General features: G+C 45.3%; 23 protein-coding genes. 11 read left to right on the top strand and 12 right to left on the bottom strand.

Annotated features, from left to right (window positions below; translation table 11 throughout):
- The first annotated feature begins 386 nt into the window (after positions 1-386).
- The 5 genes from aciT (at position 387) to hemJ (ending at position 5510) form a co-directional block, all read left to right on the top strand.
- Complete coding sequence (gene aciT / locus RTR63_RS04345; protein WP_062332289.1) at positions 387-821, top strand: AciT family ciprofloxacin tolerance protein; 435 nt, start codon at positions 387-389, stop codon at positions 819-821.
- Between the two features lie 343 nt (positions 822-1164).
- Positions 1165-2568 carry a hypothetical protein gene (locus RTR63_RS04340; RefSeq protein WP_065252165.1) on the top strand — a complete coding sequence of 468 codons (1404 nt, stop codon included), beginning with the start codon at positions 1165-1167 and terminating at the stop codon, positions 2566-2568.
- Positions 2569-2680: 112 nt separating this feature from the next.
- Positions 2681-3751 carry a biotin synthase BioB gene (gene bioB, locus RTR63_RS04335; protein ID WP_065253771.1) on the top strand — a complete coding sequence of 357 codons (1071 nt, stop codon included), beginning with the start codon at positions 2681-2683 and terminating at the stop codon, positions 3749-3751.
- 72 nt (positions 3752-3823) lie between these two features.
- A complete protein-coding gene (locus RTR63_RS04330; protein WP_312522858.1) occupies positions 3824-4975 on the top strand; it encodes an aminotransferase class I/II-fold pyridoxal phosphate-dependent enzyme in 1152 nt (383 codons plus the stop codon).
- Positions 4976-5066: 91 nt separating this feature from the next.
- Positions 5067-5510, top strand: a complete 444-nt coding sequence (gene hemJ / locus RTR63_RS04325) for a protoporphyrinogen oxidase HemJ (RefSeq protein WP_312522856.1) — start codon at positions 5067-5069, stop codon at positions 5508-5510.
- A gap of 44 nt (positions 5511-5554) precedes the next feature.
- Here the strand turns inward: hemJ and RTR63_RS04320 are convergent, their stop codons facing one another.
- The 5 genes from RTR63_RS04320 to ppnP form a co-directional block, all read right to left on the bottom strand.
- Positions 5555-6265, bottom strand: a complete 711-nt coding sequence (locus RTR63_RS04320) for an exonuclease domain-containing protein (RefSeq protein WP_312522854.1) — start codon at positions 6263-6265, stop codon at positions 5555-5557.
- 231 nt (positions 6266-6496) lie between these two features.
- On the bottom strand, positions 6497-7894 hold the full coding sequence (locus RTR63_RS04315) for a TrkH family potassium uptake protein (RefSeq protein ID WP_312522852.1): 1398 nt from the start codon (positions 7892-7894) through the stop codon (positions 6497-6499).
- A gap of 37 nt (positions 7895-7931) precedes the next feature.
- Entirely contained in the window at positions 7932-8591 is a 660-nt protein-coding gene (locus tag RTR63_RS04310) for a potassium channel family protein (protein WP_312522850.1), read from the bottom strand.
- Between the two features lie 75 nt (positions 8592-8666).
- On the bottom strand, positions 8667-9443 hold the full coding sequence (gene rlmB / locus RTR63_RS04305) for a 23S rRNA (guanosine(2251)-2'-O)-methyltransferase RlmB (RefSeq protein WP_312522849.1): 777 nt from the start codon (positions 9441-9443) through the stop codon (positions 8667-8669).
- Between the two features lie 60 nt (positions 9444-9503).
- Positions 9504-9842, bottom strand: a complete 339-nt coding sequence (gene ppnP, locus RTR63_RS04300) for a pyrimidine/purine nucleoside phosphorylase (protein ID WP_007115041.1) — start codon at positions 9840-9842, stop codon at positions 9504-9506.
- Positions 9843-10429: 587 nt separating this feature from the next.
- Between ppnP and recN the strand changes: the two genes are divergently transcribed.
- From recN to xerD, 6 genes are all read left to right on the top strand, one after another.
- Positions 10430-12136, top strand: a complete 1707-nt coding sequence (gene recN / locus RTR63_RS04295; RefSeq protein WP_065253778.1) for a DNA repair protein RecN — start codon at positions 10430-10432, stop codon at positions 12134-12136.
- An 83-nt stretch (positions 12137-12219) separates the two neighbouring features.
- A complete protein-coding gene (locus tag RTR63_RS04290; RefSeq protein ID WP_312115431.1) occupies positions 12220-12786 on the top strand; it encodes a YqgE/AlgH family protein in 567 nt (188 codons plus the stop codon).
- Positions 12779-13264: a Holliday junction resolvase RuvX gene (gene ruvX, locus RTR63_RS04285; RefSeq protein ID WP_312522847.1), complete on the top strand. Its 486-nt coding sequence runs from the start codon at positions 12779-12781 to the stop codon at positions 13262-13264. The genes RTR63_RS04290 and ruvX overlap by 8 nt, the downstream gene beginning before the upstream one ends.
- Complete coding sequence (locus RTR63_RS04280; protein ID WP_239743366.1) at positions 13261-13728, top strand: hypothetical protein; 468 nt, start codon at positions 13261-13263, stop codon at positions 13726-13728. Before ruvX ends, RTR63_RS04280 begins: the two co-directional genes overlap by 4 nt.
- Positions 13721-13993, top strand: a complete 273-nt coding sequence (gene tusA, locus RTR63_RS04275) for a sulfurtransferase TusA (protein WP_050324895.1) — start codon at positions 13721-13723, stop codon at positions 13991-13993. The genes RTR63_RS04280 and tusA overlap by 8 nt, the downstream gene beginning before the upstream one ends.
- 36 nt (positions 13994-14029) lie before the next feature.
- Complete coding sequence (gene xerD, locus RTR63_RS04270) at positions 14030-14974, top strand: site-specific tyrosine recombinase XerD (protein WP_312522846.1); 945 nt, start codon at positions 14030-14032, stop codon at positions 14972-14974.
- Between the two features lie 10 nt (positions 14975-14984).
- On the opposite strand, the gene RTR63_RS04265 is transcribed toward xerD, so the two are convergent.
- From RTR63_RS04265 to ftsL, 7 genes are all read right to left on the bottom strand, one after another.
- Complete coding sequence (locus RTR63_RS04265) at positions 14985-15881, bottom strand: putative RNA methyltransferase (RefSeq protein ID WP_312522845.1); 897 nt, start codon at positions 15879-15881, stop codon at positions 14985-14987.
- Positions 15882-15948: 67 nt separating this feature from the next.
- On the bottom strand, positions 15949-17067 hold the full coding sequence (gene mraY, locus RTR63_RS04260) for a phospho-N-acetylmuramoyl-pentapeptide-transferase (RefSeq protein ID WP_050324892.1): 1119 nt from the start codon (positions 17065-17067) through the stop codon (positions 15949-15951).
- A gap of 207 nt (positions 17068-17274) precedes the next feature.
- Entirely contained in the window at positions 17275-18756 is a 1482-nt protein-coding gene (locus RTR63_RS04255; protein WP_312522844.1) for a UDP-N-acetylmuramoyl-tripeptide--D-alanyl-D-alanine ligase, read from the bottom strand.
- A gap of 51 nt (positions 18757-18807) precedes the next feature.
- Positions 18808-19452: a histidine phosphatase family protein gene (locus tag RTR63_RS04250; protein ID WP_312522842.1), complete on the bottom strand. Its 645-nt coding sequence runs from the start codon at positions 19450-19452 to the stop codon at positions 18808-18810.
- Between the two features lie 14 nt (positions 19453-19466).
- Positions 19467-21029, bottom strand: coding sequence for a UDP-N-acetylmuramoyl-L-alanyl-D-glutamate--2,6-diaminopimelate ligase (locus RTR63_RS04245; protein WP_312522840.1), 1563 nt, complete (start codon positions 21027-21029; stop codon positions 19467-19469).
- Positions 21030-21048: 19 nt separating this feature from the next.
- Positions 21049-23118: a peptidoglycan D,D-transpeptidase FtsI family protein gene (locus RTR63_RS04240; protein WP_312522838.1), complete on the bottom strand. Its 2070-nt coding sequence runs from the start codon at positions 23116-23118 to the stop codon at positions 21049-21051.
- 12 nt (positions 23119-23130) lie between these two features.
- Positions 23131-23679 (bottom strand): cell division protein FtsL, encoded by a 549-nt coding sequence (gene ftsL, locus RTR63_RS04235; protein WP_312522836.1) that lies wholly within the window; start codon positions 23677-23679, stop codon positions 23131-23133.
- Positions 23680-23704: the final 25 nt, after the last annotated feature.

The following is a 23704-nucleotide window of genomic DNA, read 5'->3' as shown; positions in this document are numbered from 1 at the left end:
GCAAACTTATCCAATTTTTCAGCTACAGGTATAGCCATGATTATTGCGCAAATTAAGGGGTGGGCAAAACTACAAAGTATTAAAACAATATACATTTCGCGACAAATCAGTTACCGCATTTTAGCACTTTTTTACTAGATTTACGAAAATTCCTGTTACCCTTGAACAAGTGATTTCGACGATTGATTATTGCCTTTTTTAGCCGGTTTTAGCCTTTTTAATCGCTTTTTTTAAGATAAATCAGCCAAATTTGATACGTCATCCATTGTCGTTTTAGTTGGGTTTTGACTTTTAATTTTCATTTTTTACCGCCATAATACCCCGTACAAGCTTTTACTTAATTTAGATTAAGTATTTGTTTTTAATAACTTTTCGTGAGGTCAACCATGCTTATTTCGGCAAGTCTATTATTAGCTGCTACGTCGTTAACTTCTAATTGGTTGTTTTTAATCGTTCTAGTGACTGTCGGTATGCTAGCGATTGCGTTTACCCCTTACCGTTTTGTATTGGGCTATTTTATGTTGGGCATGGTGTACTGGATTTCGGTGGAAGGGCTGCATTGGGCAGTCGTCACGCTGTCATCATTGACTGGTACGGATGCGTATGTAGCGGCAATTGGCTTATCGATGATTCCCATTGTGATAGCGTTAAATGGAAAACCCAAGTTTAACAAAGCCGCAAATCAACCTGCTACTAACCAAACCATGTTAAAAAGTAGTGTTCAAATGAGCGCCGGTCATCGCCCTGTGGTGTTAGAAAAAGATACCGATTTTCATCAAAACTTTGTTCGTCATGCCTCCGTGTTTGACTCAAAACACTAATAACAACCCTATCCCCTTATTGCTAATTAGTAGCAAGTTATTTAACCCATCATGTTGATGGGTTTTTTATGCGCTTTAGCTTGATAGAAGCTAAAATATTCACTGTCTAACGCTGCTTAAATACACAAATCAAACGCTTTGATTACAAAAAATGATACTGATATGTTAAACATTACTGTAACTTGGCATGGATGCCCTTATAATATATTGTATAACAAAGCTATTAAATCGTTTGTAGTAGCGAATTATAATTTCTTTGAAATGAGTGACTTAAGTATCGTCATTTATTTCAAGACCTTGCGTATTGCAATATCTATAAAATCTATAATTTTGGAGGACACGTATGTTATCTCAATTAACCCAAATCAAATCAGATCCCCTTGACGTATTATTGTTTGCCGTTGGCTTGCGTCTAACCCAACTTGCCAAAATGGGCGATGACAAATTTAAAGGCTTATTAGAAAACCGTAATTTTACCATTCAACTCGGCAGCGACGCGGAACAAACGTCACGCTATTATGAGATTAATAACGGTACTTTTAGCCAACATGCAGGTCCAGCCAAAGAGCCAACATTGACGATTACCTTTAAAGACTCAATGACGGGTGTGAAATTGCTCACTAAAGGTGAGGCGACGGCATTTATGACGGGCATCCAAAATGGTGACTTAAAAATGTCCGGTGATTATTCACTGCTGATGTGGTTTAACCAAATCGCAAAATTTATTGTGCCAAAAGTACCTGAGCCACTTAAACCTGTGGTTGAACAAGCAAAACCCTTGATTGAAAAAGCCACACCTTTTGCTAAAGAACTTTGCAGCAAAGCCCTAGCAATGATTGGGGGCGCGAGCGCGGGTAAAGCATCTGGTAGCAGCAAATACTTTAATGAAGCCAACACCAAAGATGTCAATGCTGACAGTGATTCTGAAGCTACGAGCAAATTAGACACCCTTAAGGCGAAAGCGGCTGAAATTAAAGATGATGCGGTGGAAAAATTTGATGAGCTAAAAACCGAAGCCAAAGAAAAAATCGATGCACTCAAAGAAGATGCGAGCGGAAAATTAGCGGATATTAAAGACACCGCTAACGAAAAACTTGGCGAAACCAAAGAAAAGTTGGATGAGGTTAAAGCGCAAGCGGCTGATAAAATTGATGACGCTAAAGAAACTGCCACTGAAAAGCTTGATGAAGCAAAAGCAGCCAAAGATGATAAACTTGCGGATGCTAAAACCAAGCTTGAAGACGTCAAAGACCAAGCAGCTGAAAAATTAGCCGATGTTAAAAGCTTGGCGGGTGAAAAACTAGATGATGCTAAATCAAAGGTTGAGGAATTAAAAACCCAAGCCGATGACAAACTAGATGCGCTAAACGATGAAGCCAAAGAAAAAGTCAGCGAGGCAAAAGATAAAGTCGAACAAGCTAAGCAAAAGCTGACCGATGAAACGACGAGTGATTCTGATGCATCCGATAATAAAGCCATCGAAGAGAAGTATGAAGCGGCTAAAAATACTACTAATGCTCAAGATAGTACGGCAGATGATGATAGTATCCGTCCTGACAACGTGTTTGCCAAATCAGCCGATAATGACAACTTAACGCCTGCGCTGCGTAAATCTGCTGAAATTGAGGCAAAGCATGCGTCTGATGAGGTCATTGCCGACAATGTCAAAACTAGCGCAGTCACTGATGATAAATCACCTATCACCAATATTTCCATTACCCGTGGTGATAGCTCTCAAGACAAGTAAGCCATTGTCATTAAATGATAAAAAACAATCACTTTAGGTGGTTGTTTTTTTTTGGTATGATGAGACACCTTTTATCATTTTTAGCTTTGTTTTAATTAGGATTATAGCTGTCATGGCAGACTTATTAGCAATTCAACAATCAGAGCAACCGATTGGCACCACACTGACCCCCCAAAGCCGCCCAACTCGCGAGCAAATCCAAGCTTGGTTTGAATTACCTTTGATGGATTTACTATTGCTCGCGCAAAACAAACTTCGCGAACACTTTCCACCCAATGCGGTACAAGTCAGTACCCTGCTATCAATAAAAACAGGCAATTGTCCTGAAGATTGTGGCTATTGCTCACAGTCAGGACACCATAGCACCGACTTACAACCTGAAAAGAAAATCGAAGTACAAAAAGCGATTATCGAGGCCAAAAAAGCCAAAGCCGCTGGCTCTAGCCGTTTTTGTATGGGTGCAGCATGGAAGCACCCAAACGATAAAGATATCCCCTATGTGGTTGAGCTGATTAAAGAAGTCAAAGCATTAGGCTTAGAAACCTGCATGACGCTTGGCATGTTATCCGGTAACCAAGCGCAAGTACTTGCTGAAGCGGGATTAGATTACTATAACCATAACCTTGATACCTCACGCGAGTACTACAACCATATCGTCTCCACCCGTAGTTATGATGACCGTTTAACTACCCTTGACCATGTGCGTCAAGCAGGCATTAATATTTGCTCAGGTGGTATCATCGGTATGGGTGAAAGTCGTGATGACCGCATCAACCTGCTGACAGAACTGGCTAATTTGCCAAAACCCCCTGAATCAGTCCCAATCAATATGCTAGTACCCATTGAAGGCACGCCGATTGCAGATCAGCTGCAAGGCACGCGCTTGCCTGTGCTTGAGTGGATTCGTACCATTGCTGTTACGCGCCTTGCTTGCCCAACCAGCTATGTGCGTATTGCCGCAGGTCGTGAAGGCCTAACCGATGCAGAGCAAGCCATGTTGTTTATGGCAGGTGCCAATTCTTTCTTTTATGGGAATCGTTTATTGACTACCGATAATGCTACCACCAACCATGATGATCAGTTGATTGCCGATTTAGGGTTGACGGTTGAAAAAGCCGAGCCTAGACAAATCCCGGTGACCAATGCGATGAATGGTCGCATCGGCAGTTTGGCTGTCGTTTGATATGCCAAGAAACCGCCGAAGTGGCGGTTTTTTCTTAGATGCTTTAACGATGCTTTAACAGAGTTCAACAGTATGTTAGCCAATTTTGCCCTTCAATCAGCCCTTGATGAACAGCGCCAAAAAGACTTGTATCGTCAACTGACACCCATTAGCCATGGCGTGACGCCCACCATTGACATAGATGGCAAAACCTACGTCAACTTTGCCAGCAACGATTATTTGGGACTTGCCACCGACCCACAACTCATACAAGCGTTTAGCCAAGCTGCAAAAACTATCCAGCAAGTCGGTAGTGGCGCGTCGCACCTGATTACGGGGCATACGCTTTGGCATGAACAGTTGGATACCACCCTTGCCCAAGTGACAGGCTATGAACGGGCCTTAACTTTTAGCACAGGGTATATGGCAAATGTCGGTGTGATTCAAGCGTTGTGTGGTAAAGACAGCGTGATTTTTAGCGATAAGCTCAATCATGCCTCCATTGTCGATGGGGCAATCCTTAGCCGTGCCAAAGTCATGCGTTTTGGGCATCGCAATTATAGCCAATTAGAACAGCTGCTCTCGCAAAGTAGCGCTAAGCAAAAACTGATTGTCACCGATCATATTTTTAGTATGGATGGTACCATTGCCGATTTGGCTGCGCTGCATACGTTAGCTACTCGTTATGAATGCGCCTTGATGGTAGATGATGCCCACGGTTTTGGTTTGCCCTATCAGGCTTATAAAAAAGCCCAACCGCAAGCGGATATCTATATCGGTACCTTTGGTAAAGCGATAGGTACCAGTGGCGCATTTGTCGCAGGTTCGAGTCAGTTGATTGACTATGTGATCAATTTTGCCCGTTCATTTATTTATACCACGGCGATGCCCCCTGTGCTTGCCAGCGTGACTAAAACTAGCATAGCCATGTCGCACACCGATACTTTGCGCAGCGATCAATTACTTGCCAATATCAAACAGCTCAGTCAAGGGCTAGTGCAGCAAAATTGGCAAGTAGGTATTGATAATCAAATACCGACCACCGCCATTATTCCTGTGGTCATTGGCAATAATGACAGAACCCTGCAGCTTGCCAATGCGTTAAAATCTCGCGGTTTTTGGGTCTCGGCAATCCGCCCACCTACGGTGCCGGTAGGCACAGCACGGCTACGCTTTTGCGTAAGCGCTCGTCATAGTGAACAACAAATCTCGGATTTACTTGCTGTCATGCAGACTTTAAAATAACAGCTATTTGCAGACTTTTTTAGGGCAAGTTTATTTAGAATAAGCTGATTTAGGGTAAGCTTGTTTAGTTGCATCATCATCGGGGTAAGCAATGACAGAATATTTTTTATGGTTTAAAGCCTGGCATGTGATTTCATTGGTGTGTTGGTTTGCCGCGATTTTTTATCTACCACGCTTGTTTGTCTATCATGCCATGAGTACCGATAAAATCAGTCAAGAGCGATTTGCATTGATGGAGCGTAAACTGTATCGCGGCATCATGACACCTGCGATGATTGCCACTTGGATTTTTGGCTTGTGTATGCTGCTACCTAATTGGGACAGTTATAAAACCCAAGTTTGGCTACATATCAAGCTAGCCTACGTCATTGCGTTGACGGTATATCATGTAGCTTGTGGTCGATTTCGCTTAAAACTGATTGATAACCCTAACTATAAAACCCATGTTTTTTGGCGGTGGTTTAATGAGGTGCCTGTGTTTATTTTGGTCGCCGTGGTGATTTTGGTGATTGTTAAACCGCAATTTGGCGCGTAATCATTTTGGCACTTCAGGGCTTCAATCATAGCGCAAGGGTTCAATCATAGAAGGTTGCCATGATTGCCTGCGCTATTTTCGGTGAGTGCAAGGTGTAAATACGGGTCAAGGTCAGCTTGTTTGAGCAGCCAATCGACATAATCAGCCGGCAAGTCTTTAATGGCAACCCCTTTATGTTTGCCAAAGCGCATTACCGTGGGTTTTCGGGCATGTTCACTGGCTTGATACAGCTGTGCCATATCGGTGATGCGATGCTGATAGCAGATAGCTTTTAATACCAAAAAAGTAAACCAAATATCGTATTTGGCACCATGCGCGAATTTGATATTTTTTTTGGCAACCTGCGGCTCAAAAGAACATAGTAGCGCACCCAAACTATGGCTATCTAACTGCGGGAAAAAATGCCGCGCCAGTGCCAAAGTGCAAATACGCTTAATGTTTGATAAATCACAGTTGGCATTAGTCAGCACGTTAGCATCAAAGTCGATATTGTGCCCAATCAGATACTCGCAGTCTTCTGGTAACTCAAAATCAGTATGCGGCGGCTTGTCTGCCACATCTTCGTCAAAAATCCCTGTGATGGCTTGGCTGCCCAAAGTAATTTTTTTGTGTGGGTTAAAGCGCTGCTCAAAAGCGTTGTGAGTCTGTAGTATCAGCTCGCCTGCTGGACTAAACACCACGCCAATGTAGGCAATTTCGGTCGCATGTGGCTCAACCAATCCATGCGCTTCTGTATCTAAAATATAACTACTCATAACCTTAAAACTTACTAAATCGCTCAATTCACCAGTTGTAGACAATCATCATACACGATTTGGCGATAGCTTCGTTAGGTTTTCAGTATCTTGAGTTTTCGCTATCTTAGATTTAAGTATCTTATTTTCAGCATCTTGGGTGTACCAACCGCTGGGTAAAATTTTTGCTTGAGATTTTTTTGCTTTACTAACCCTGTTAAAATAGCCAACTTAGCCAATAAGGGCGCCAACTCAACCAACAAGGGTATGGGTCTCAGGATAACGAATACGGGTCGGTTTAGGGGTGGCGATAAAATACGCCAAAGTTAACGGCCCAAGACGCCCCATATACATCATAAACATAATCACCCATTGCCCAGGCTCACTCAAGGTCGGAGTGAAATTTCGCGATAACCCGACCGTTGCCGATGCCGATATCACTTCAAATAAAATATCAACCAAGTGCCCTTCTGGCTCACATATGGTTAAAATAAACGCCGCTAAAGCAATCATCAAAATCGAGGTGCTCATCACCGCAAACGATTTTTTTACCAAGTGATCAGAGATAGCACGATGAAAAATCGTCACTTGCGGGTGCTGACGCAAATATGCCCTAGTCGATGCTAGGATAACCACAAAGGTACCGATTTTGATACCGCCACCTGTGGACATTGAGCCTGCGCCAATAAACATCAATATAAAGGTCAATAACGTACTGGCATCTGTCACTTGGCTATAATCAACATTATTAAAACCTGCAGTACGTGACGCCACCGCCATAAACCAAGATGCAAACCACTGCCCAGCTTCGCTCAATCCGCCAATCGTTTTGTCGTTATGACGCTCAAGTAACCAATACAGTATACAACCAATGATATTGAGCGCTAACGTGCCCAAAACCATGACTTTGGTGTGCAGGGTAAATTTTTGCCAGCGCTTGTGTTTGATGATATCTAAAATCACCAAAAATCCGATACCACCCGTGATAATAAGCAAACTTATGATAAAACTAATCATCGGCTGGTGCACATAGGCAGTCATATTGTTGCCATTTAGCGCAAAACCTGCATTGTTAAACGCTGAGATACACAGAAAAAATGCTTCATACATCGCATCTTTTAGCCCTTTTAGCGGTGCTAACAATAGCGTTAATCCTAAAAAACCCAAGCTCTCGGTGATAAAGGCAATTTTGATTACCGCTTTGGCTGTACTACCAATTTGGTTGCTATGGGTACCCAACGCTTCCTGCGCCGTGATTGAGCCGGATAATCCCATTTTACCTTGCAAACTGGTCAATACCAAAATCGCAAAGGTCATAAAACCTAGCCCGCCAAATTGAATCAGCGCGGCAATCACCAGTTGTCCAAACGTGGTATAGTTAGCGGTATCTACGACATTTAGTCCCGTGACCGTCACCGCAGACGTCGCGGTAAAGGCTGCTGCTAACAGACTAATCGGTTGAATTGTTGCGATTGGCAATGACAGCAAAACCGTCCCCATCACAATTAACGCTAAAAACCCCAAGGACAAAATCGCAGGCGAGGACAACTGCAGTCCCTGTTTGGTAGGCGGCTCTAGGTCGTGAGTGCTGGGTTTTGATTTATCAACAATTTTTGGTTTTTCGCCTTTTTTGACTTCACGAAACGGCATATCTACACCTAATTACCTTTTTTGCGTGAGTGGTGAGCTAAATAGCCGTTTGGCGAATGGCTTTGGCAAGGCGACGCAGCGCTTGGGTATCACCACCCACCACCAATTTATCCCCACCTTGAAAGAAAAAGCCATCGGGTAATTGGTTAAAGATTTGCTGGTTGCGTTTTAGCATGATAAAGATAATATCGGGATGGTTGTGTTGGACATCCGACCACGGGTGCCCTCGCCACTGCTCAGGCGGGTCTAGACGAACCAAAAACTGCTCGTCACCCAATGCCATGTATTGTTTGACCATCGGATAGTTCATTTTTTGGGCAATACGAATCCCCATGTCTTGTTCGGGGTGAATAATATTATTCACGCCTAAGCTTTTTAGGATTTGGTGATGGGAGTCGGTTTTGGCTTTCACCCATAGGTTTTGTACGTTTAGGCTTAGTAGGTTGAGTGTACATAGCAAGCTGGCTTCAAGGTTATCACCAATGCTCACGAGCACGCCGTCGAAACTTGCAAGGTCAAGCTCTTCTATGGTGTCTTTGTCGGTGGCATCAGCAATCACGGCACGGGTGACATGTTCACTGATGTCATCGACCAGTTTTTCATCAATATCAATCGCTAGGACTTGGTTGCCCAATTTTTCAAGCTCTTTAGCACAGGTAATACCAAAAACACCCAGTCCGATAATGGCAAATTGCATTTTGATTTTTCCTTTCTTAGCCCACTTCCTGAGCAATTTTTTTTAAATCATCAATACAGATAACATATTTTCTCATTATTTTTTAGCGCGCTGGCGACTGGCTTCGTACAGCACCATGCCAGTGGCGACACTGACATTTAAACTTTGGATTTGCCCATGTTCATTGCCGGGCATCGGGATATAAACCAGCTGGTCGCAGGTATCTGCGGTCAAACGGCGAATACCGTCACCTTCTGAGCCCATCACAATCGCCACATCACCTGTCAAATCACAGTCTTGCACGGGCTTTGCCGTATCATCAAGTGCCGTACCAAACACAAACACCCCTTGTTTTTTGATGTCAGTGAGCGTACGCGCAAGATTAGTGACTTGGATAAAAGGAATTAATTCCACCGCACCGACGGCGACTTTTGCCACGGCTGGGGTGATGCTTGAGCTATGATTTTTGGGAATAATGACGGCTGAGACGCCCATTGCCACGGCGGTACGCAAACACGCGCCAAGGTTGTTCGGGTCGGTGATTTGGTCAAGCACCAGTAGTAATAGCGGTTTTCGCTCGGCTTGGTGTTTGTCGACGAGGTATTTGAGATCTGCCTCATCTTGGAGTTCAGCAGGACGGGCTTGCAATACCACGCCTTGATGCTGCGGACTTTCTGCAAGTTTGGTGAGTTTGTCTTTGCCGCTGATTTGTATCGCAATCCCGTAGGTTTGGGCAAGCTCAGTGATGTTGGCTACCGTGGCATCATCTTGTTTTTTACCGTCTTGAATAAAGAGTGTTAACCCATCGATACCGCGGTGTTGCAAGATGGATTGCACGGCATGAATGCCATAAAAATAACTCGGTTTTGCCATGATTGATGACCCTTTTTTCGATTTTATATTTGCCTTGCCCCTAGCCTTGTATATTATCCGCTAGCCTTCTAGGTGGCAAATGTACTGCACGACTGCTTCATTACGTAGCTCATAACTGCTATGCCCTTCGACCAAAAACGCTTGACCGGCACGGTAATAAGTAAATTCTTCCTCGCCTGCCAGTTTGACTTCACACTCGCCTGCCAAGATTTCGATACGTTCAGATGAGTCGGTTTTAAATTCATAGGCGGGTACATCGGCATCACAAGGTAGCACGATTCCTAGCATTTTTTTGCGTCCATCTTCAAACCAAACGGTCCGACTAAAAGTACGACCTTCATAGTAAACATTCGCTATTTTTTCTACCGATACATGGTCGAAACGATTAGGTGACGTCATGAGATTCTCCTTAAAATACACAGTCAGTTGACTTGATAACGCTGCCTTGTTATAAAAAATTATAAAGAATTATAAAGATGGGCAAGTCGTTTTGCGGCAACCCGCTTTTTTTAATCGACAAATGGGTTTTATAATCAAACGCAGTCCGTGACTTGTCGCAATCAGCCAATGGTATTGCCGATAGATTGTTAACGGTTGATAAAAAATTATGTTCCGTTATCCTTGTGCAGACGTTGTTTAGAGCAATAGAATATCATCAAATTTAGTCAACTTTTATGACAATCTATTATAACAACCTATGTTTTATGACAATCGATGAAACCGCCCTCAACTTGACTAGGCGAAGATTGCTAGACACAGATACCCATCAAAGATAGCCAGCTGACGGAAATTTGGATTTTTGCGTTGCTTATTTTGTAATTGTCCCAATTATGCTATTGTTTAGTGTGAAACAGCTAGATGGAATTTTTACTGATTTTTGAAGACTTGTCTAGGATTATTGTGAGCTTTTCATGACAAGGTTACAATAAAGTTTTTGCAAATTTGACCGCCAATGTGCCACTCTTAACGTCAATGATAGGATTGATATGCTGACACAGTTAACCTTACAAAATTTAGCACTCGTCACCAATGCTGAGATTGAGATGAATGCTGGATTTAACATTATCACTGGCGAGACAGGTGCTGGTAAATCACTGTTGCTTGACGCCTTGACCTTGTGCGTGGGTGGTCGTAGTGACGCAGGTTTGATTCGGCATGGACAGACCACGGCAGACGCTTTTGCAGAATTTAATATCGGTCAATTACCCGAAGTCATGGCATGGCTTAGTGAGCAAAATTACCCATTTGAAGACGATACGCTGCTGATTCGCCGGCAACTTGCTAACCAAAACGGTGCGCTTCGTAGTAAAGCTTGGCTCAATGGCATGCCCATTAGTATGAATGAGCTTAAAACCTTGGGTGGGTTACTGGTCAATATTCACAGCCAACATGCCCAGCAAAGTTTGCTGCGTCCGCAGTTTGTGATGGAATGGCTTGATAGCGCCACGGGCTTAAATAGCCAAGCAAACGACGTAAAACAGGCTTTTTTGCAGTACGAACGCCTTAAATCACAAGCCGCCCAGCACGCCAAAGATGAGCAATTGCGCCAGCAGCAAATTCAGCTATTGAGCAATCAATTAGCCGATATTGAGCCAATTGCCACTGTCTTATACAGTGAACTTGAAGCTGAATACGATGAATTATCTAACCTTGAAAACCTCATGCAGCAAGCCGCCTTGTCGGTGCAATTACTGGATAATGACAGTGATGAGCCCGATGTGGTAAGCCTGCTTAATCGGGCGATTAAACTGTGTGAAGCGCAAACCGAGCTTAGCCAAACCTATGCGGATTGCGTTGAACAGTTGTACTCAGCACATACCCAAATCGCTGAAGTGGCTAGCACTTTGAGCAATTATGCCGAAGGACAAAGCCTTGACCCCAAGCGGTTAGCGTTACTTGATGAGCAGTTATCGACGTTCCACCGACTCGCGCGTAAATATCACACCACCCCTGAAAGCCTTGTTGAAGACAGCCAAGCCTGGCAACAGCAATTAGATGATTTGCAATCGGTGATGTCGCCTGAAGCAATGGCAGAGCAAATTGAACAAGCTTATCAAGCCTACTTGCAAAAAGCCCAAGCGTTGGATGACAGTCGCCAAGCCAATGCCACGACGTTAGCTGAAGCCCTAGTTGCACGGTTAAAAGCATTGGCATTGCCCAATGTGCAAGCGGCATTTGAATTTACCCCACTTGATAAACCACAAAGTATCGGGTTATCGCAAATCGATTTGCTATTTAGTGCCAATGTCGGCATGCCGATGCAACCGATTCACAAAATCGCCTCAGGCGGTGAATTATCACGGCTAGCCCTTATCATGCAAGTCATTGATGCGCAAGGGGTTTGCCGTAATACGATGACCGATATGGCAACCACCACCCGTCAGTTATTGGTATTTGATGAAGTAGATGTAGGTATCAGTGGTGGCACGGCGCAAGTGGTGGGCGAATTACTGCGTGAGCTGGGTGAAGAACAACAAATCATTGCGATCACTCACCAATCGCAAGTCGCGGCACAAGCCCATCAGCATATTTTGGTGTACAAAACCCAGCAAGAGAAAGCCCAGTCTCACTTAAAAATCCTGTCGGGCGATGACCAAGTGCAGGAATTAGCGCGCATGTCGGGCGGGGTCAATATCACCGAAGACACGCTCAAACACGCGCGTAGCTTGCTAGCAAGTCGCCGTGTCAGTTAATTTAATATCGCTTGTCGCTTTTAATGTTTATTGTTTTTAATGTTTGCCGCTTTTAAGTCGCTTTTAATTAGGTATGCCACTGAATGTCAAAAAACCAAAATCTTACCAACCATTTTTTGATAGCCTCGCCCAATATTGACGGCGGGATTTTCTATCAATCTTTGGTGTATATTTGCCGTCAAGACCAACAAGGCACGTTAGGGCTAGTCATTAACAAACCCATCGAAACCAGCAACGTTGCCAAACTGTTTGAAGAATTAAATATTGATGTGACCATCACCGACTTGCACCGAAAATTACCCTTAGATGGGGGTCCTATGAACCCGGAAGTTGGGTTTGTGCTCCATACGGGACAGCCCGATTGGGTATCTTCGTTTGCCATCACCGAAAACGTCTGTATCACCACTAGCAAGGATATTTTACAAAGTATCGCGGGTGGTCAAGGCGTTGAGCATTTTGAGCTTTGTTTGGGTCATGCCAGCTGGGGAAAAGGGCAGCTAGAAGAAGAAATCAACCAAGGCGATTGGTTTGTTTTGCCGGCATCAATGGGGCTATTGTTTGATATCGACCATCAGACTCGCTGGCAAGTCGCCGCTCAGCAGTTGGGTGTTGATTTTAACAAACTGAGTACGGATATCGGGCATGCTTAACCTAAATATGCCGCAAGATACCCATCACACCCAAACTATCGAAACGGTGATGGGGCTTGATTTTGGCATCGCAAAAATGGGTATCGCCTTGGGCAATACCTTAACCCAAACCGCAAGCCCGTTGATGCAGTTTAAAATGGATAATGGCAAACCCAATTGGGATGAATTGCTAAAAATTATCGAGTCATGGCAAGTGAGTACCATCATCATCGGTTTGCCGCTAAATATGGATGGCACTGCATCTGAGCTTGGCAATCGTGCCAAAAAATTTGCTCGTAGGCTCAAGCACCAGCTCGAGGAAGCGCATCGACCACGGCCGATTATTTTGGCGGATGAGCGCTTAACTAGCCGTGAAGCCAAAAATTTGGCTTGGGAATATGGGTTAATCAAAAGTGACAAAGAGCCGATTGATAGTATCGCCTCGGCAATTATGCTTGGCAGTTGGCTTAGAAGTGGCGAAGGAGCGCTGTTATCATGACTCAATTAAATGTGCCTGCTACGCCAACGACCAAAGGCTTTTCTGCCCCTATTCTTGGTTTGATTGAACACGCACAGCGACTCAACAAATGGTCAATTTATCTGGTTTATTTGGCAATTGCGCTATTTTTATTATTTGGTACCCTAAAGAGCTTGTCACAGTTTAAGGACAGTCAAACGATTTATACTTTATTTCATTGGGTGCCTTATGGACTTGTTGGACTCACCATACCGCTATCCTGCTATGTGGCGTTTATTTTATACCGTTACCGTTTAAGCCAGCCGAGCATGCTTGCGCTGTGTATCGGTATGGGATTTGGCTTGTTTGTTATCAGTAGCTATGTCGCCCTAGCCGCCTGGATTGGGGTGGCGTTTATGTTTAAAGCCAATTTAACCCGTTTTTTTAATTTTATCCAAGAAAGTCGACAAACAGAAACTCAAAAAACAGAGACTCAACATGCCTGATGCCAATTACCAACTCGATACCCAAGGGCTGATTTGTCCAGAGCCGATTATGCTACTGCATAAAACCGTTCGTAAAGCGCAGTCGGGAGAGGTGATTCATGTCATCGCCACTGACCCTGCGACCACGCGCGATATCCCCAATTTTTGTCGTCATCTGGGGCATGAACTTATCGAGCAGCAAGACATCATCAACCCGCAACAACACCAAAATCCTGATCCGTATGCCAATGTGTATCATTACTGGATTAAGAAAAAAGCTGGTTAAAAAAACGCCCCCTTATCCCGAGATTTCAAGTCATTTATGTCCCAAGTCGCCGCGCGCCAACCTCGCCAAGTCAAAGCCTTACACCTTGATGATGAGCCCAGTTATATTCAGCAGTTTCGCCAAGAATTGCTGACGCGGGGACTTGCCACCAATACGCGCAATGCTTATATTCGTGACTTGGTGCTGTGTGAAGCCACCTGTAGCAAAGCCATCACCCGTTGGGATGCCAGTGACGTGTTAGCTTGCCTAGCGGCGCTCTATAAACAAGGCAAAACAGCGCGCAGCCAAGCGCGTGCCTTATCATCGCTCAAACAGTTTTTTTTATGGCAAATCAACGCTAATCAGCGTGATGACAACCCGTGTGAGCATATCAAGACCCCAAAACTTGGGCGCGCGCTACCCAAAGATTTATCCGAAAGTGATGTCGATGCCCTACTCGCCAGCCCAGATACATCGACCCCATTGGGCATGCGTGACCAAGCCATGTTTGAAGTGCTCTATGCGTGCGGGCTGCGTGTCTCTGAGCTTATTCATTTATCGTTAAGTGAAGTCAATCTCAATGCAGGCTGGTTACAGGTTACCGGTAAAGGTGATAAGACTCGGCTGGTACCCCTTGGCGAAGTGGCGATTGATGTATTGACCGATTATTTGAGCGTAGCGCGACCGCAATTATGTATCATGAAAAATGGCCGAGAAAGTCGCTGCCAAGCGGTATTTTTGACCCAACAAGGCGGCTATATGACCCGCCAAAACTTTTGGTATGTCATTAAACGCTACGCCAAGCAAGCCGGCATCGACAGCGAAATTTCTCCGCATACCTTACGTCATGCCTTTGCTACTCATTTGCTCAATCACGGCGCTGACTTGCGCAGTGTACAGATGTTATTGGGTCACAGCGATTTATCAACCACCCAAATCTATACCCATGTGGCTACGGCAAGACTGCAACAGCTGCATCAGCAGCACCATCCACGCGCTTAGGGCTGTTTGTTTATAGACAAATTTTTTGAAACCCATAAAGCATAAAATCGGTCGTAAAGCGCATTGACCCTGCCTGCTGGCAGCGGTCGATTAATGCTTCACGTCTGGCTGGCTGCGCCCGAAACGCATAGGGCGTCATCGTCAATAAATCTTGTAACTGCGTAGCGGTAAGCGAAATCGTGGTTTCCACCCGCGTTTGCTTAACCAACGCAAAATACGGTGCTAATTCATCGATAAATTTGTCTGAGTCGTGCGCTACGATTTGTTCAAATAACCCGTCACGCATCTCAATCAAGTGATTGACGGCAGGCTTGGCAATCACTAAAAAGCCCTGATCACTGACCAACCGATGAAATTCATCCGCCAAAATCGGGCTAAAAATACTGGTCAATATACTCACCGCCTGATTGGCCAATGGTACTTGCGAAGCAGATGCCACTAAGCAATATTTTTGTGTGGTCGTGCTAATTGGTTTAAGTCGTTTGGCAGTGGCGAGTACGGCAGGTTTGCTGATATCAAGCGCGACTAACTTACTTGGGTTAAGCTGTAAAAATCGCTCAGTGTAATACCCCTCGCCACAGCCAATGTCTAGCCAATTTACCGATGGTTGGGAGGATAATAGCCCTTTGCAAAAGTCATACAGCCCATCTTGCAGCGACTGATAAAACCCCGCTTGTAGAAAACGACGCCGCGCCATAATCGACTCATCACTATCGCCAGGGTTTTTGCTATGCTTATTTTGCACCGGCAGTAGATTCACATACCCTTGTTTGGCGACATCAAAGCTATGTTGCCGCTGCTGCGCATTTTCACCGGTGCATTGCCAAACTTTTTCACCCACCTTTAGCGGACTTTGGCAAATCGGGCAGCGAAAATTTGCAGAAAATGTCGAAGGCAATGCCACCATAAAGATATCTCAAAAAAGCTGTTAAAAACCCAATTGATGCAAAGCGCCGTTAGCGAACGTAGCAAAATTAGCGAAGTTTCAACGTCATCAGCCCTAAAATAACCAAGACAATGGTAATAATCCAAAAACGGGTAACCACTTGGGTTTCTTTCCAGCCACCTTCTTCAAAATGGTGATGCAGCGGCGCCATGCGAAAGATGCGTTTTTTACGCAGTTTGTAAGAGCCTACTTGTAGCATGACCGATACGGCTTCTGCCACAAATAAACCACCCATGATGAACAGCACAATCTCTTGGCGCGTCATCACAGCAATGGTGCCAAGCATCGCGCCCAAGGCTAATGCACCAACATCGCCCATAAACACTTGGGCGGGATGGGCATTAAACCATAAAAACCCTAAGCCTGCCCCAACCATGGCACCACACACAACTGTCACATCGCTATTATAAGCAATATAGGGCACGTGGAGATATTCAGCAAAGCGAAAATCCCCTGACACATAAGCAAACACCCCTAAGCCTGCGGCGACCAACACCACAGGAAAAATGGCAAGACCATCCAAACCATCGGTTAAGTTGACCGCATTTGAGGTGCCATTAATCACAAAATAAGTAAAGATAATAAACGCCAAACCCAATGGTACAGCGGAGAAAGGAATCGACACGTTTTTAAATAACGGAATCAGTAAATCTTGCATGGCGTGAGCTGTCGCCACATGCGGCTGCTGACTGGCAATCCAGTATAAGGATACACCAACAAATAAAGCGCCAACCGACAACCAAAAATATTTTTTGCGCGCAATCAAGCCTTTTGGGTCTTTATATTTGATTTTTAGCCAGTCATCTGCCCAGCCCACCGCGCCAAAAATCACCAACACCACCATCAAAATCCATACGTAAGGGTTGGTTAGATTCGCCCACAGTAGCGTGGTCACCAAAATACTGCCTAAAATTAAAATCCCGCCCATGGTGGGTGTGCCTGTTTTGGCAAGGTGACTCTGTGGACCATCGTTACGAATGGCTTGTCCATATTTGAGCGCACGCAGCCGTTCAATGACGCGGCCACCAAATACCATACTGATACCCAGCGCAGTCAGCACCGCTAATAAAACGCGTAAGGTCAGCGATGACACAGCCGAAAATGGGGAATAAAATTGGCTTAGCCATTCAAATAACCACAATAGCACGAGTGGACTCCTTAGGGAATGTCGGGTAAAACAGGGATGCAATGTCCCTATTATGATCATGATGAAATAAATGAAAACTATCTGTGAAAACCGTATCACTTGGTCTCATCAGCAAAAACCCATCATGAAAAGTTGACTATTTTAAGTAAAAATTCATAAAAAATCAGCCAATTTTTATCGAATGGCTGATGAAAGTTCTGTTTTTAGCTAGGATGGCTGACGGGTTAACTCGTCAATTACCTGCTCCATCATCATATAGCGCGAGCCTTTAAACAAGATATGCCAGGCGTCATCACTACTCGCCAGCTTATCTTTGATCGCCGCAAGTAGAGAGGCTTTGTCTGGATATACCTGTGCTTGCATGCCGGATGCTTGCGCTTGCGCGACGGTAAAAGTCGTTAGCTCCCCCACCGTATACAGCACAGTCACGCCAGAGGCGGCGATAGTCTCACCGAGCTTGCGATGCTCCTCTTGCGCGGCGTCACCCAACTCACCAATATCGCCCAACACCAACATGGTAGGCGCACCTTGGCTAGCCAATACTTGCGTAGCAGCAACGACGGCACTGGGATTGGCATTATAAGTGTCATCAATTAAAGTATGTTTGCCAAACTCAATAAAATTGAGTCGACCTTTGGCAGGTTTGGCGGTATCGAGTCCTTTGGCAATATCAACAATCGACAGCCCCAAGGCTTGCGCACAGGCCGCGGCGGCTAAGGCATTGCTGATGTTGTGTTCACCTGCAAAGTTTAAAGTGACGTTTTGACTCTCGATTTCATCAATTTCAAAATTGAAATTTAGGCTAAAGGTACTGGTATTACCGACTTCCACATCATCGGCAAACACATCGCCCATCAGTAGCACCGTGTCTTCATCTGTTAAACCAATTTCTTTGGCTTGTTGCATATCCACGCCAGCATCCGCCAAGGACACGTCACGCTCGCCAAAGGTTAGAATATTTTGGGTAAATTGTTGGGCATGATTGAGTAGCGTATCAAAATAATCATCACCAAATGGCACAATCGCTGTACCTGTGTTACTTAATCCTTGATAAATCTCAGATTTGGTTTTGGCGATATTATCACGCCCGCCAAATTCCCCCAAATGCGCCGTGCCGATATTGAGCACACAAGCGACATCGGGCTTGACAAGGTGGGTGGTATAAGCAATCTCTCCGACATGATTGGCACCAAGCTCCATAACGGCATAGCGATGGTCATCGGTCAGCTCTAGTAGCATCATCGGCACGCCCAAATCATTGTTGAGATTGCCGCGAGTGATTAAGGTAGGCGCAATACGGTTTAAAATACTGCCAAGCATTTCTTTGGCGGTGGTTTTACCGCTAGAGCCTGTAATCGCAACGACTTTTAGATTGGGATGTTGGTCACGGCGGTAAGCACCTAATTTGCCGAGTGCCAATTTTGTGTCAGTCACTACGAGTTGCGGCAAGTCACTTTCGACTGCACGGCTGACAATCGCTAAGACTGCGCCTTTATCTTTGGCAGTTTTTACATAATCATGTCCGTCAAAGTTGTCACCTTGGATGGCTAGAAAAATATCACCTTGTTCGATTTTGCGGGTGTCGGTGATAATTCTTGTGGATGTTTGGGTAAAATCACTGTGAAAGGTTGGGTTTAGGTCTTTCACCGCTTCGGTTAAGTTGGCAGATTGCCAAATATATGCAGTCATTGTCTTCTCTTTATTGAGGTCTCTTTATTGGGGTCTCTTTATAGTTTATTACTAGCGAATCTCGTCATCTTGGCCATCATTGCGCACCCATACTTTCTTGATTCCTGCAGGAGCGAGCAACAACACTTCGCAATTTTTGGGGCGCGTTGCCAGTTCAAACTCACGGAATTTTTTCATGTTATATAGACGCGGGCTATCGCCAAGTAGCATCTGCCAGATAAGCATGCCAATCCACATGCCATGGGTAAATACTAGATAGGTGCCATCGGGCAAGGCATCAAAATACGCGCGCACTTTTTGTACCCGCGCTACGAAATGCTCAAAACTGTCCGTCACCTCACTGGCTCGGTGCGCAGAATGCTGTTGCCAAAAATCATCGGCAATCACACGGATGTCATCAAATGACAAATCCTTGATGGTGTCAAAATCTAAAAAGTTAAATTCGTGTAATTCGTCGATGACAGTGGCTGTGCGCTTAGTGCTTTGTAGATAAGGCTGAGCCGTTTGCTGGGTGCGAAGATACTGGGATACAAAAATCTCGGCGACTGGCTCGCTAATATGGTCAGTAAGCCAATCCGCCAATGCTTGCGCTTGCGTCTTGCCAACGTCAGTAAGATTTATAGCATGATTTGGTCGCACCGCTTGCCCTGCATTGGACTCGCTGTGGGCATGACGGATTAGGTAGATTTTTTTCATGATGCTAGGCTAAGTTATTTGCCAAATTTGTCAATGGCGTTTTTTACCACCACTTTATCATCAAAATCGTAGCGTACCCCTTTGATTTCTTGATAGGTTTCATGCCCTTTGCCTGCAATCACCACGATATCGCTAGGCTTGGCATGCTGCACCGCATATTCAATGGCCTTTTGACGGTCTGGCTCGATAATGGCTTGATAGTGCTGCTCACAAGTCATGCCCGCTTGCATATCGTTCAAAATCGCATTAGGGTCTTCACTGCGTGGGTTATCGGCAGTCAAAATCACTTTGTCAGCTAGGCGAAGTCCTGCTTGCGCCATCAGTGGACGTTTACCCTTATCACGGTCGCCACCACAGCCAAATACCGCCCACAGCTCACCTGTACAGTGCGATTTTAAACTGGTCAACACCTGCTCTAGCGCATCTGGCGTATGCGCATAATCCACGATAAAACAGCTGCTGGTCGATGGCACCCGATCCATACGACCTGTGGCGCCACGAAGCTTTGGCACTGCCGCTTGGATTTGCGCCACACTCAATCCCATGGCGGCACTTTGCGATAACGCGAAGGCGCCTGCGATACTCGCCAGCAAATTGGCCACATTAAATCGCCCTAACAATGGACTGTTCACCGTTAATTCACCTTGTGGCGTGACAGCTTTTGAAAGCGCAATGGTCAAATCACCCCCTTGCAAGCTAGGCAGGATGGTTTTGGCAAAAAAATCGGCTTGGTCATTGGTCAAACTATACGTCCACACGGTTAAATGGGATGCGTTGGCTGCCTTAATCATCAATTCACTAAATTCATCATCTAAATTAATAATCGCGTGAGTGAGCGTGGGAAAATGTGCTTTATCAAACAGTCGCGCTTTCGCCTGCGCATAATCGTCCATGTCAGTATGATAGTCGAGATGATCACGACTTAAATTGGTAAATATCGCCACATTGATGGGGATGCCTTGCAGCCGCTGTTGGTGTAACCCGTGAGAGCTGGCTTCAATGGCTAAGGCTTGTACGCCTTGCTTGGCAAAATCATCAATCGCATGTTGCAGATTAAAGACTTCTAGGGTGGTGTGGGTACTTGGGGTTAAATTTGGCAAAACCCCATTACCTGCCGTACCCATCACCGCAGTTTTGATGCCCGATTGACTGATGAGTTGGGCGACCAGTTGGCTTACGGTGGTCTTGCCATTGGTGCCTGTCACCGCGATGACCGCCGGTAACTTGGTGGAATGTTGCTGTTGTAAACTGGTTTGAATCAGAGAACCTAAAAAATCACGAATGGTGGGTAAATAAATAATCGGTAACGTAAACTGCGACTGGATCGCGGATACATCAATTTCTGACAATACAAACGCCGCTTTGTCTGTGACTTGGGCAAGATAACCTGTAACTTTTTCCAAATCAAGGCTGTCGGTCGCGTTTTGACTCTTTAGCAATACAAATACATCGCCCTGACCCACTTGACGGCTATCGACCACAAACTGCCCAAATGGTTGATTCATGACAGGGTTTAACAGTTGTCGCACGCTTTCTGGTAGCGATAGCGCAGACATCATCGGTTGCAACGTAATCATAGCTTTTTCCATAGGGTTGTTATAAGTCATTGACACTTTCGATGCTGGTGGTAGTGGTTTCTTTACCCGATAGCGGCTTGTCAAACGGCACATTGTACAAACGCAAGGCTTCTTTCATCACACTGCGGAACACGGGTGCTGCAACCAAACCACCAAATTTGTAAACACGCGGGTCTTCAACCATGATGGCGACCACAAAACGTGGGTTGGAAGCAGGGGCAATACCGACAAACGCGGTGCGGTATTGGTCGTTGTAATAACCGCCTTTGGGATTGGTGCGTCTTGCCGTACCGGTTTTACCCGCCACACGATAGCCATCGATAGCGGCTAAGGTTGCCGTACCGCCAGGCTCAGTGACTGACGTCATCATATCGACAATGGTAAGGGCATCGCTGGTTTTGATGACTTGCTTGGCAGCCGGTTTGGCAAAAGGGACGGAGACATTATTGGTACTACTGCTATTGAGCGCGTTATCACGGGTACTTTTAAGGAGCGTCAACGGATGCATCACGCCCCCTGCCCCTAACACACTGTAAGCTTGCGCAAGCTGCGCTAGCGTGACTTGCAGACCGTAACCGTAAGATACAGTTGCGCGGCGTGCGATTTCATTTTGCTCAGGCGTTGGCACTAGGCCTGCAGATTCACCGGGTAATTTTAGGTTGGTTTTTGCACCAAACCCAAAGGCTTTTTGCGTATCACTCATCGCGGTGGCAGGCAAAGAAAGGGCAATTTTTGCTGAGCCGATATTACTCGATTTTTGCAGTAGGGTACGCAGACTAATGGTACCTAAATTGCCATGGTCACGAATAGTATGCCCTTGCACCACCATACTCCCTGGACTGGTATTAACCAGTGAGTTGGCATTGTACTGTCCTGATTTTAAGCCCGTGGCAACGGTGATGGGTTTCATCACCGAACCTGGTTCAAATACATCCATCAAGGCATGGTTACGCTGGTTTTCATTGGATAAACTATTTAAGTCATTGGCGTTAAACGACGGCCAGTTGGACATCGCCATCACTTCGCCCGAGTTAACATCGACAATCATGCCCGCTGCCCAACGCGCCTGCTGCACACGCCCGACTTTTTCAAGTTCTTGGTACAAGATATATTGTAGCCGTGAATCAACGGTTAATTGTAAATCCTTGCCAGCGACTTCAGGTTTGACTTGTTCGATTTCTTTAATGCTGTTGTTTTTGGCATCACGCATGACCATGACTTCGCCATCTTTGCCCGATAGCATGTCATTAAATACGCGCTCTACCCCAGCTTGCCCTTGGTAATGCGTGCCATCTGTCATGTTAGTACGCGCCATAAAGCCCAATAACTGGGCATTGGGCTGTGGCTGTGGATAGTAGCGCTGATAAAACGTGTCGGTACTGACCCCAGCAAAATTGGCATCGATGAGCGGCTGTGCCGCTTCAGGTTGCACATTTTTCATCAATGGAAAATAATGCGACCCTGCGCCTGTGGGCAATACAGCTTTTACCGCCTCTTTATCGGCAAGATTGATGTTGTCATTGATACGTACCGCATTTTTAAATTCGCTGACGCTAATGCCTGTCAATGCCGAAAGTTTGGCTAAATCCATGTTCTGCAAGCGTTTTGCAACGCGCTCAAGCTCACGATTGACCGATTTACTCGGTTTAGACTTTTGCAATTCTTGCTGGCGCGCTTTGAGCTCGTAGTATTCCACCGCATAATCATGCGGACTAAAGTACGCCGAGGTTAACGGGGCTGAAATCGCAAGCGGCATGTTATTACGGTCGGTGATCATACCCCGGTAAGAAGGCTCTTTTTTTACGGTGGTAATGAGCGAATTACCTTTGTCTTGATAGTAGGATTTATTAATGACTTGGATGTATGCCAATCGCCCAAAAATCGCCACAAATACCAGCCCCATCGCTATCCAAATGGACTTAAAGCGAATGGCATCTTCTTCAATGCTGCCTTGGCGTGATGCACCACTACGACGCTTTGACGCATTAATTTTAGGGGCAGTGACTTTGAGCACAGGCACTTTGGTGGGTCGCCCTGACATGGCATTGGCAACTTTGGTGGTTATCGATTTTTTATTGCGAGTATTCACGCGGTTGCCTCATCAATGCTGCGTTTCTGGATTGATAGCTGGAGTGTTTGACTCGTTGCTGCTGGCGTCACTGGTAAATACCGTGACTTTGTTGTCGTGAATAATCATACGATCGGACAAGTTAGGGTAAAACATATTGAGTTCAGTTACCGCGCGATTGGTCACTTGCGGGGTAGCGCTGAAAGTTTGCTGCTCAATCAGCATACGTTGGTGTTCCATTTGCAGCTGGCGAAATTGTTTTTTGAGTTTTTGCAGCTCGCCATATTGTTGGTGATAAGTTTGGATTTGCTCGACGACGCTCACCCCTGTCCACAAAATCGCAATCACTAATAGCATCATCGCAACCGTATAGATACTAACGCCGCGATACTCGGTATCGAGCATCTCGCTAATGCTGGTACCTAAGCCTTCACTGCTTTTCTTCATCGTCGTGTTATTTTTTACCGTTGTGTCGTTATTTTTGGCGGAGAAAAGACGAGTTTTTTTCGGCGAATTTTGGTTATCGCGGCCATTCGGCATGGGGTTACTCGTCATGGGAGGCAGGGGCTGAGATTTTGGCATTTTTATATCAAAGAGCTTTTTATAT

It is taken from the genome of Moraxella sp. CTOTU47724 (assembly GCF_032014955.1).
GTDB lineage: Bacteria > Pseudomonadota > Gammaproteobacteria > Pseudomonadales > Moraxellaceae > Faucicola > Faucicola tetraodonis.
This window is presented reverse-complemented; position numbering and strand designations above follow the sequence as displayed.

What these genes read in the sequence shown, in the direction of transcription:
- aciT (WP_062332289.1), top strand. Translation starts at nt 387, where the DNA reads ATGCTTATTTCGGCAAGTCTATTATTAGCTGCTACGTCGTTAACTTCT.
- RTR63_RS04340 (WP_065252165.1), top strand. Translation starts at nt 1,165, where the DNA reads ATGTTATCTCAATTAACCCAAATCAAATCAGATCCCCTTGACGTATTA.
- bioB (WP_065253771.1), top strand. Translation starts at nt 2,681, where the DNA reads ATGGCAGACTTATTAGCAATTCAACAATCAGAGCAACCGATTGGCACC.
- RTR63_RS04330 (WP_312522858.1), top strand. Translation starts at nt 3,824, where the DNA reads ATGTTAGCCAATTTTGCCCTTCAATCAGCCCTTGATGAACAGCGCCAA.
- hemJ (WP_312522856.1), top strand. Translation starts at nt 5,067, where the DNA reads ATGACAGAATATTTTTTATGGTTTAAAGCCTGGCATGTGATTTCATTG.
- RTR63_RS04320 (WP_312522854.1), bottom strand. Translation starts at nt 6,265, where the DNA reads ATGAGTAGTTATATTTTAGATACAGAAGCGCATGGATTGGTTGAGCCA.
- RTR63_RS04315 (WP_312522852.1), bottom strand. Translation starts at nt 7,894, where the DNA reads ATGCCGTTTCGTGAAGTCAAAAAAGGCGAAAAACCAAAAATTGTTGAT.
- RTR63_RS04310 (WP_312522850.1), bottom strand. Translation starts at nt 8,591, where the DNA reads ATGCAATTTGCCATTATCGGACTGGGTGTTTTTGGTATTACCTGTGCT.
- rlmB (WP_312522849.1), bottom strand. Translation starts at nt 9,443, where the DNA reads ATGGCAAAACCGAGTTATTTTTATGGCATTCATGCCGTGCAATCCATC.
- ppnP (WP_007115041.1), bottom strand. Translation starts at nt 9,842, where the DNA reads ATGACGTCACCTAATCGTTTCGACCATGTATCGGTAGAAAAAATAGCG.
- recN (WP_065253778.1), top strand. Translation starts at nt 10,430, where the DNA reads ATGCTGACACAGTTAACCTTACAAAATTTAGCACTCGTCACCAATGCT.
- RTR63_RS04290 (WP_312115431.1), top strand. Translation starts at nt 12,220, where the DNA reads ATGTCAAAAAACCAAAATCTTACCAACCATTTTTTGATAGCCTCGCCC.
- ruvX (WP_312522847.1), top strand. Translation starts at nt 12,779, where the DNA reads ATGCTTAACCTAAATATGCCGCAAGATACCCATCACACCCAAACTATC.
- RTR63_RS04280 (WP_239743366.1), top strand. Translation starts at nt 13,261, where the DNA reads ATGACTCAATTAAATGTGCCTGCTACGCCAACGACCAAAGGCTTTTCT.
- tusA (WP_050324895.1), top strand. Translation starts at nt 13,721, where the DNA reads ATGCCTGATGCCAATTACCAACTCGATACCCAAGGGCTGATTTGTCCA.
- xerD (WP_312522846.1), top strand. Translation starts at nt 14,030, where the DNA reads ATGTCCCAAGTCGCCGCGCGCCAACCTCGCCAAGTCAAAGCCTTACAC.
- RTR63_RS04265 (WP_312522845.1), bottom strand. Translation starts at nt 15,881, where the DNA reads ATGGTGGCATTGCCTTCGACATTTTCTGCAAATTTTCGCTGCCCGATT.
- RTR63_RS04255 (WP_312522844.1), bottom strand. Translation starts at nt 18,756, where the DNA reads ATGACTGCATATATTTGGCAATCTGCCAACTTAACCGAAGCGGTGAAA.
- RTR63_RS04250 (WP_312522842.1), bottom strand. Translation starts at nt 19,452, where the DNA reads ATGAAAAAAATCTACCTAATCCGTCATGCCCACAGCGAGTCCAATGCA.
- RTR63_RS04245 (WP_312522840.1), bottom strand. Translation starts at nt 21,029, where the DNA reads ATGATTACGTTGCAACCGATGATGTCTGCGCTATCGCTACCAGAAAGC.
- ftsL (WP_312522836.1), bottom strand. Translation starts at nt 23,679, where the DNA reads ATGCCAAAATCTCAGCCCCTGCCTCCCATGACGAGTAACCCCATGCCG.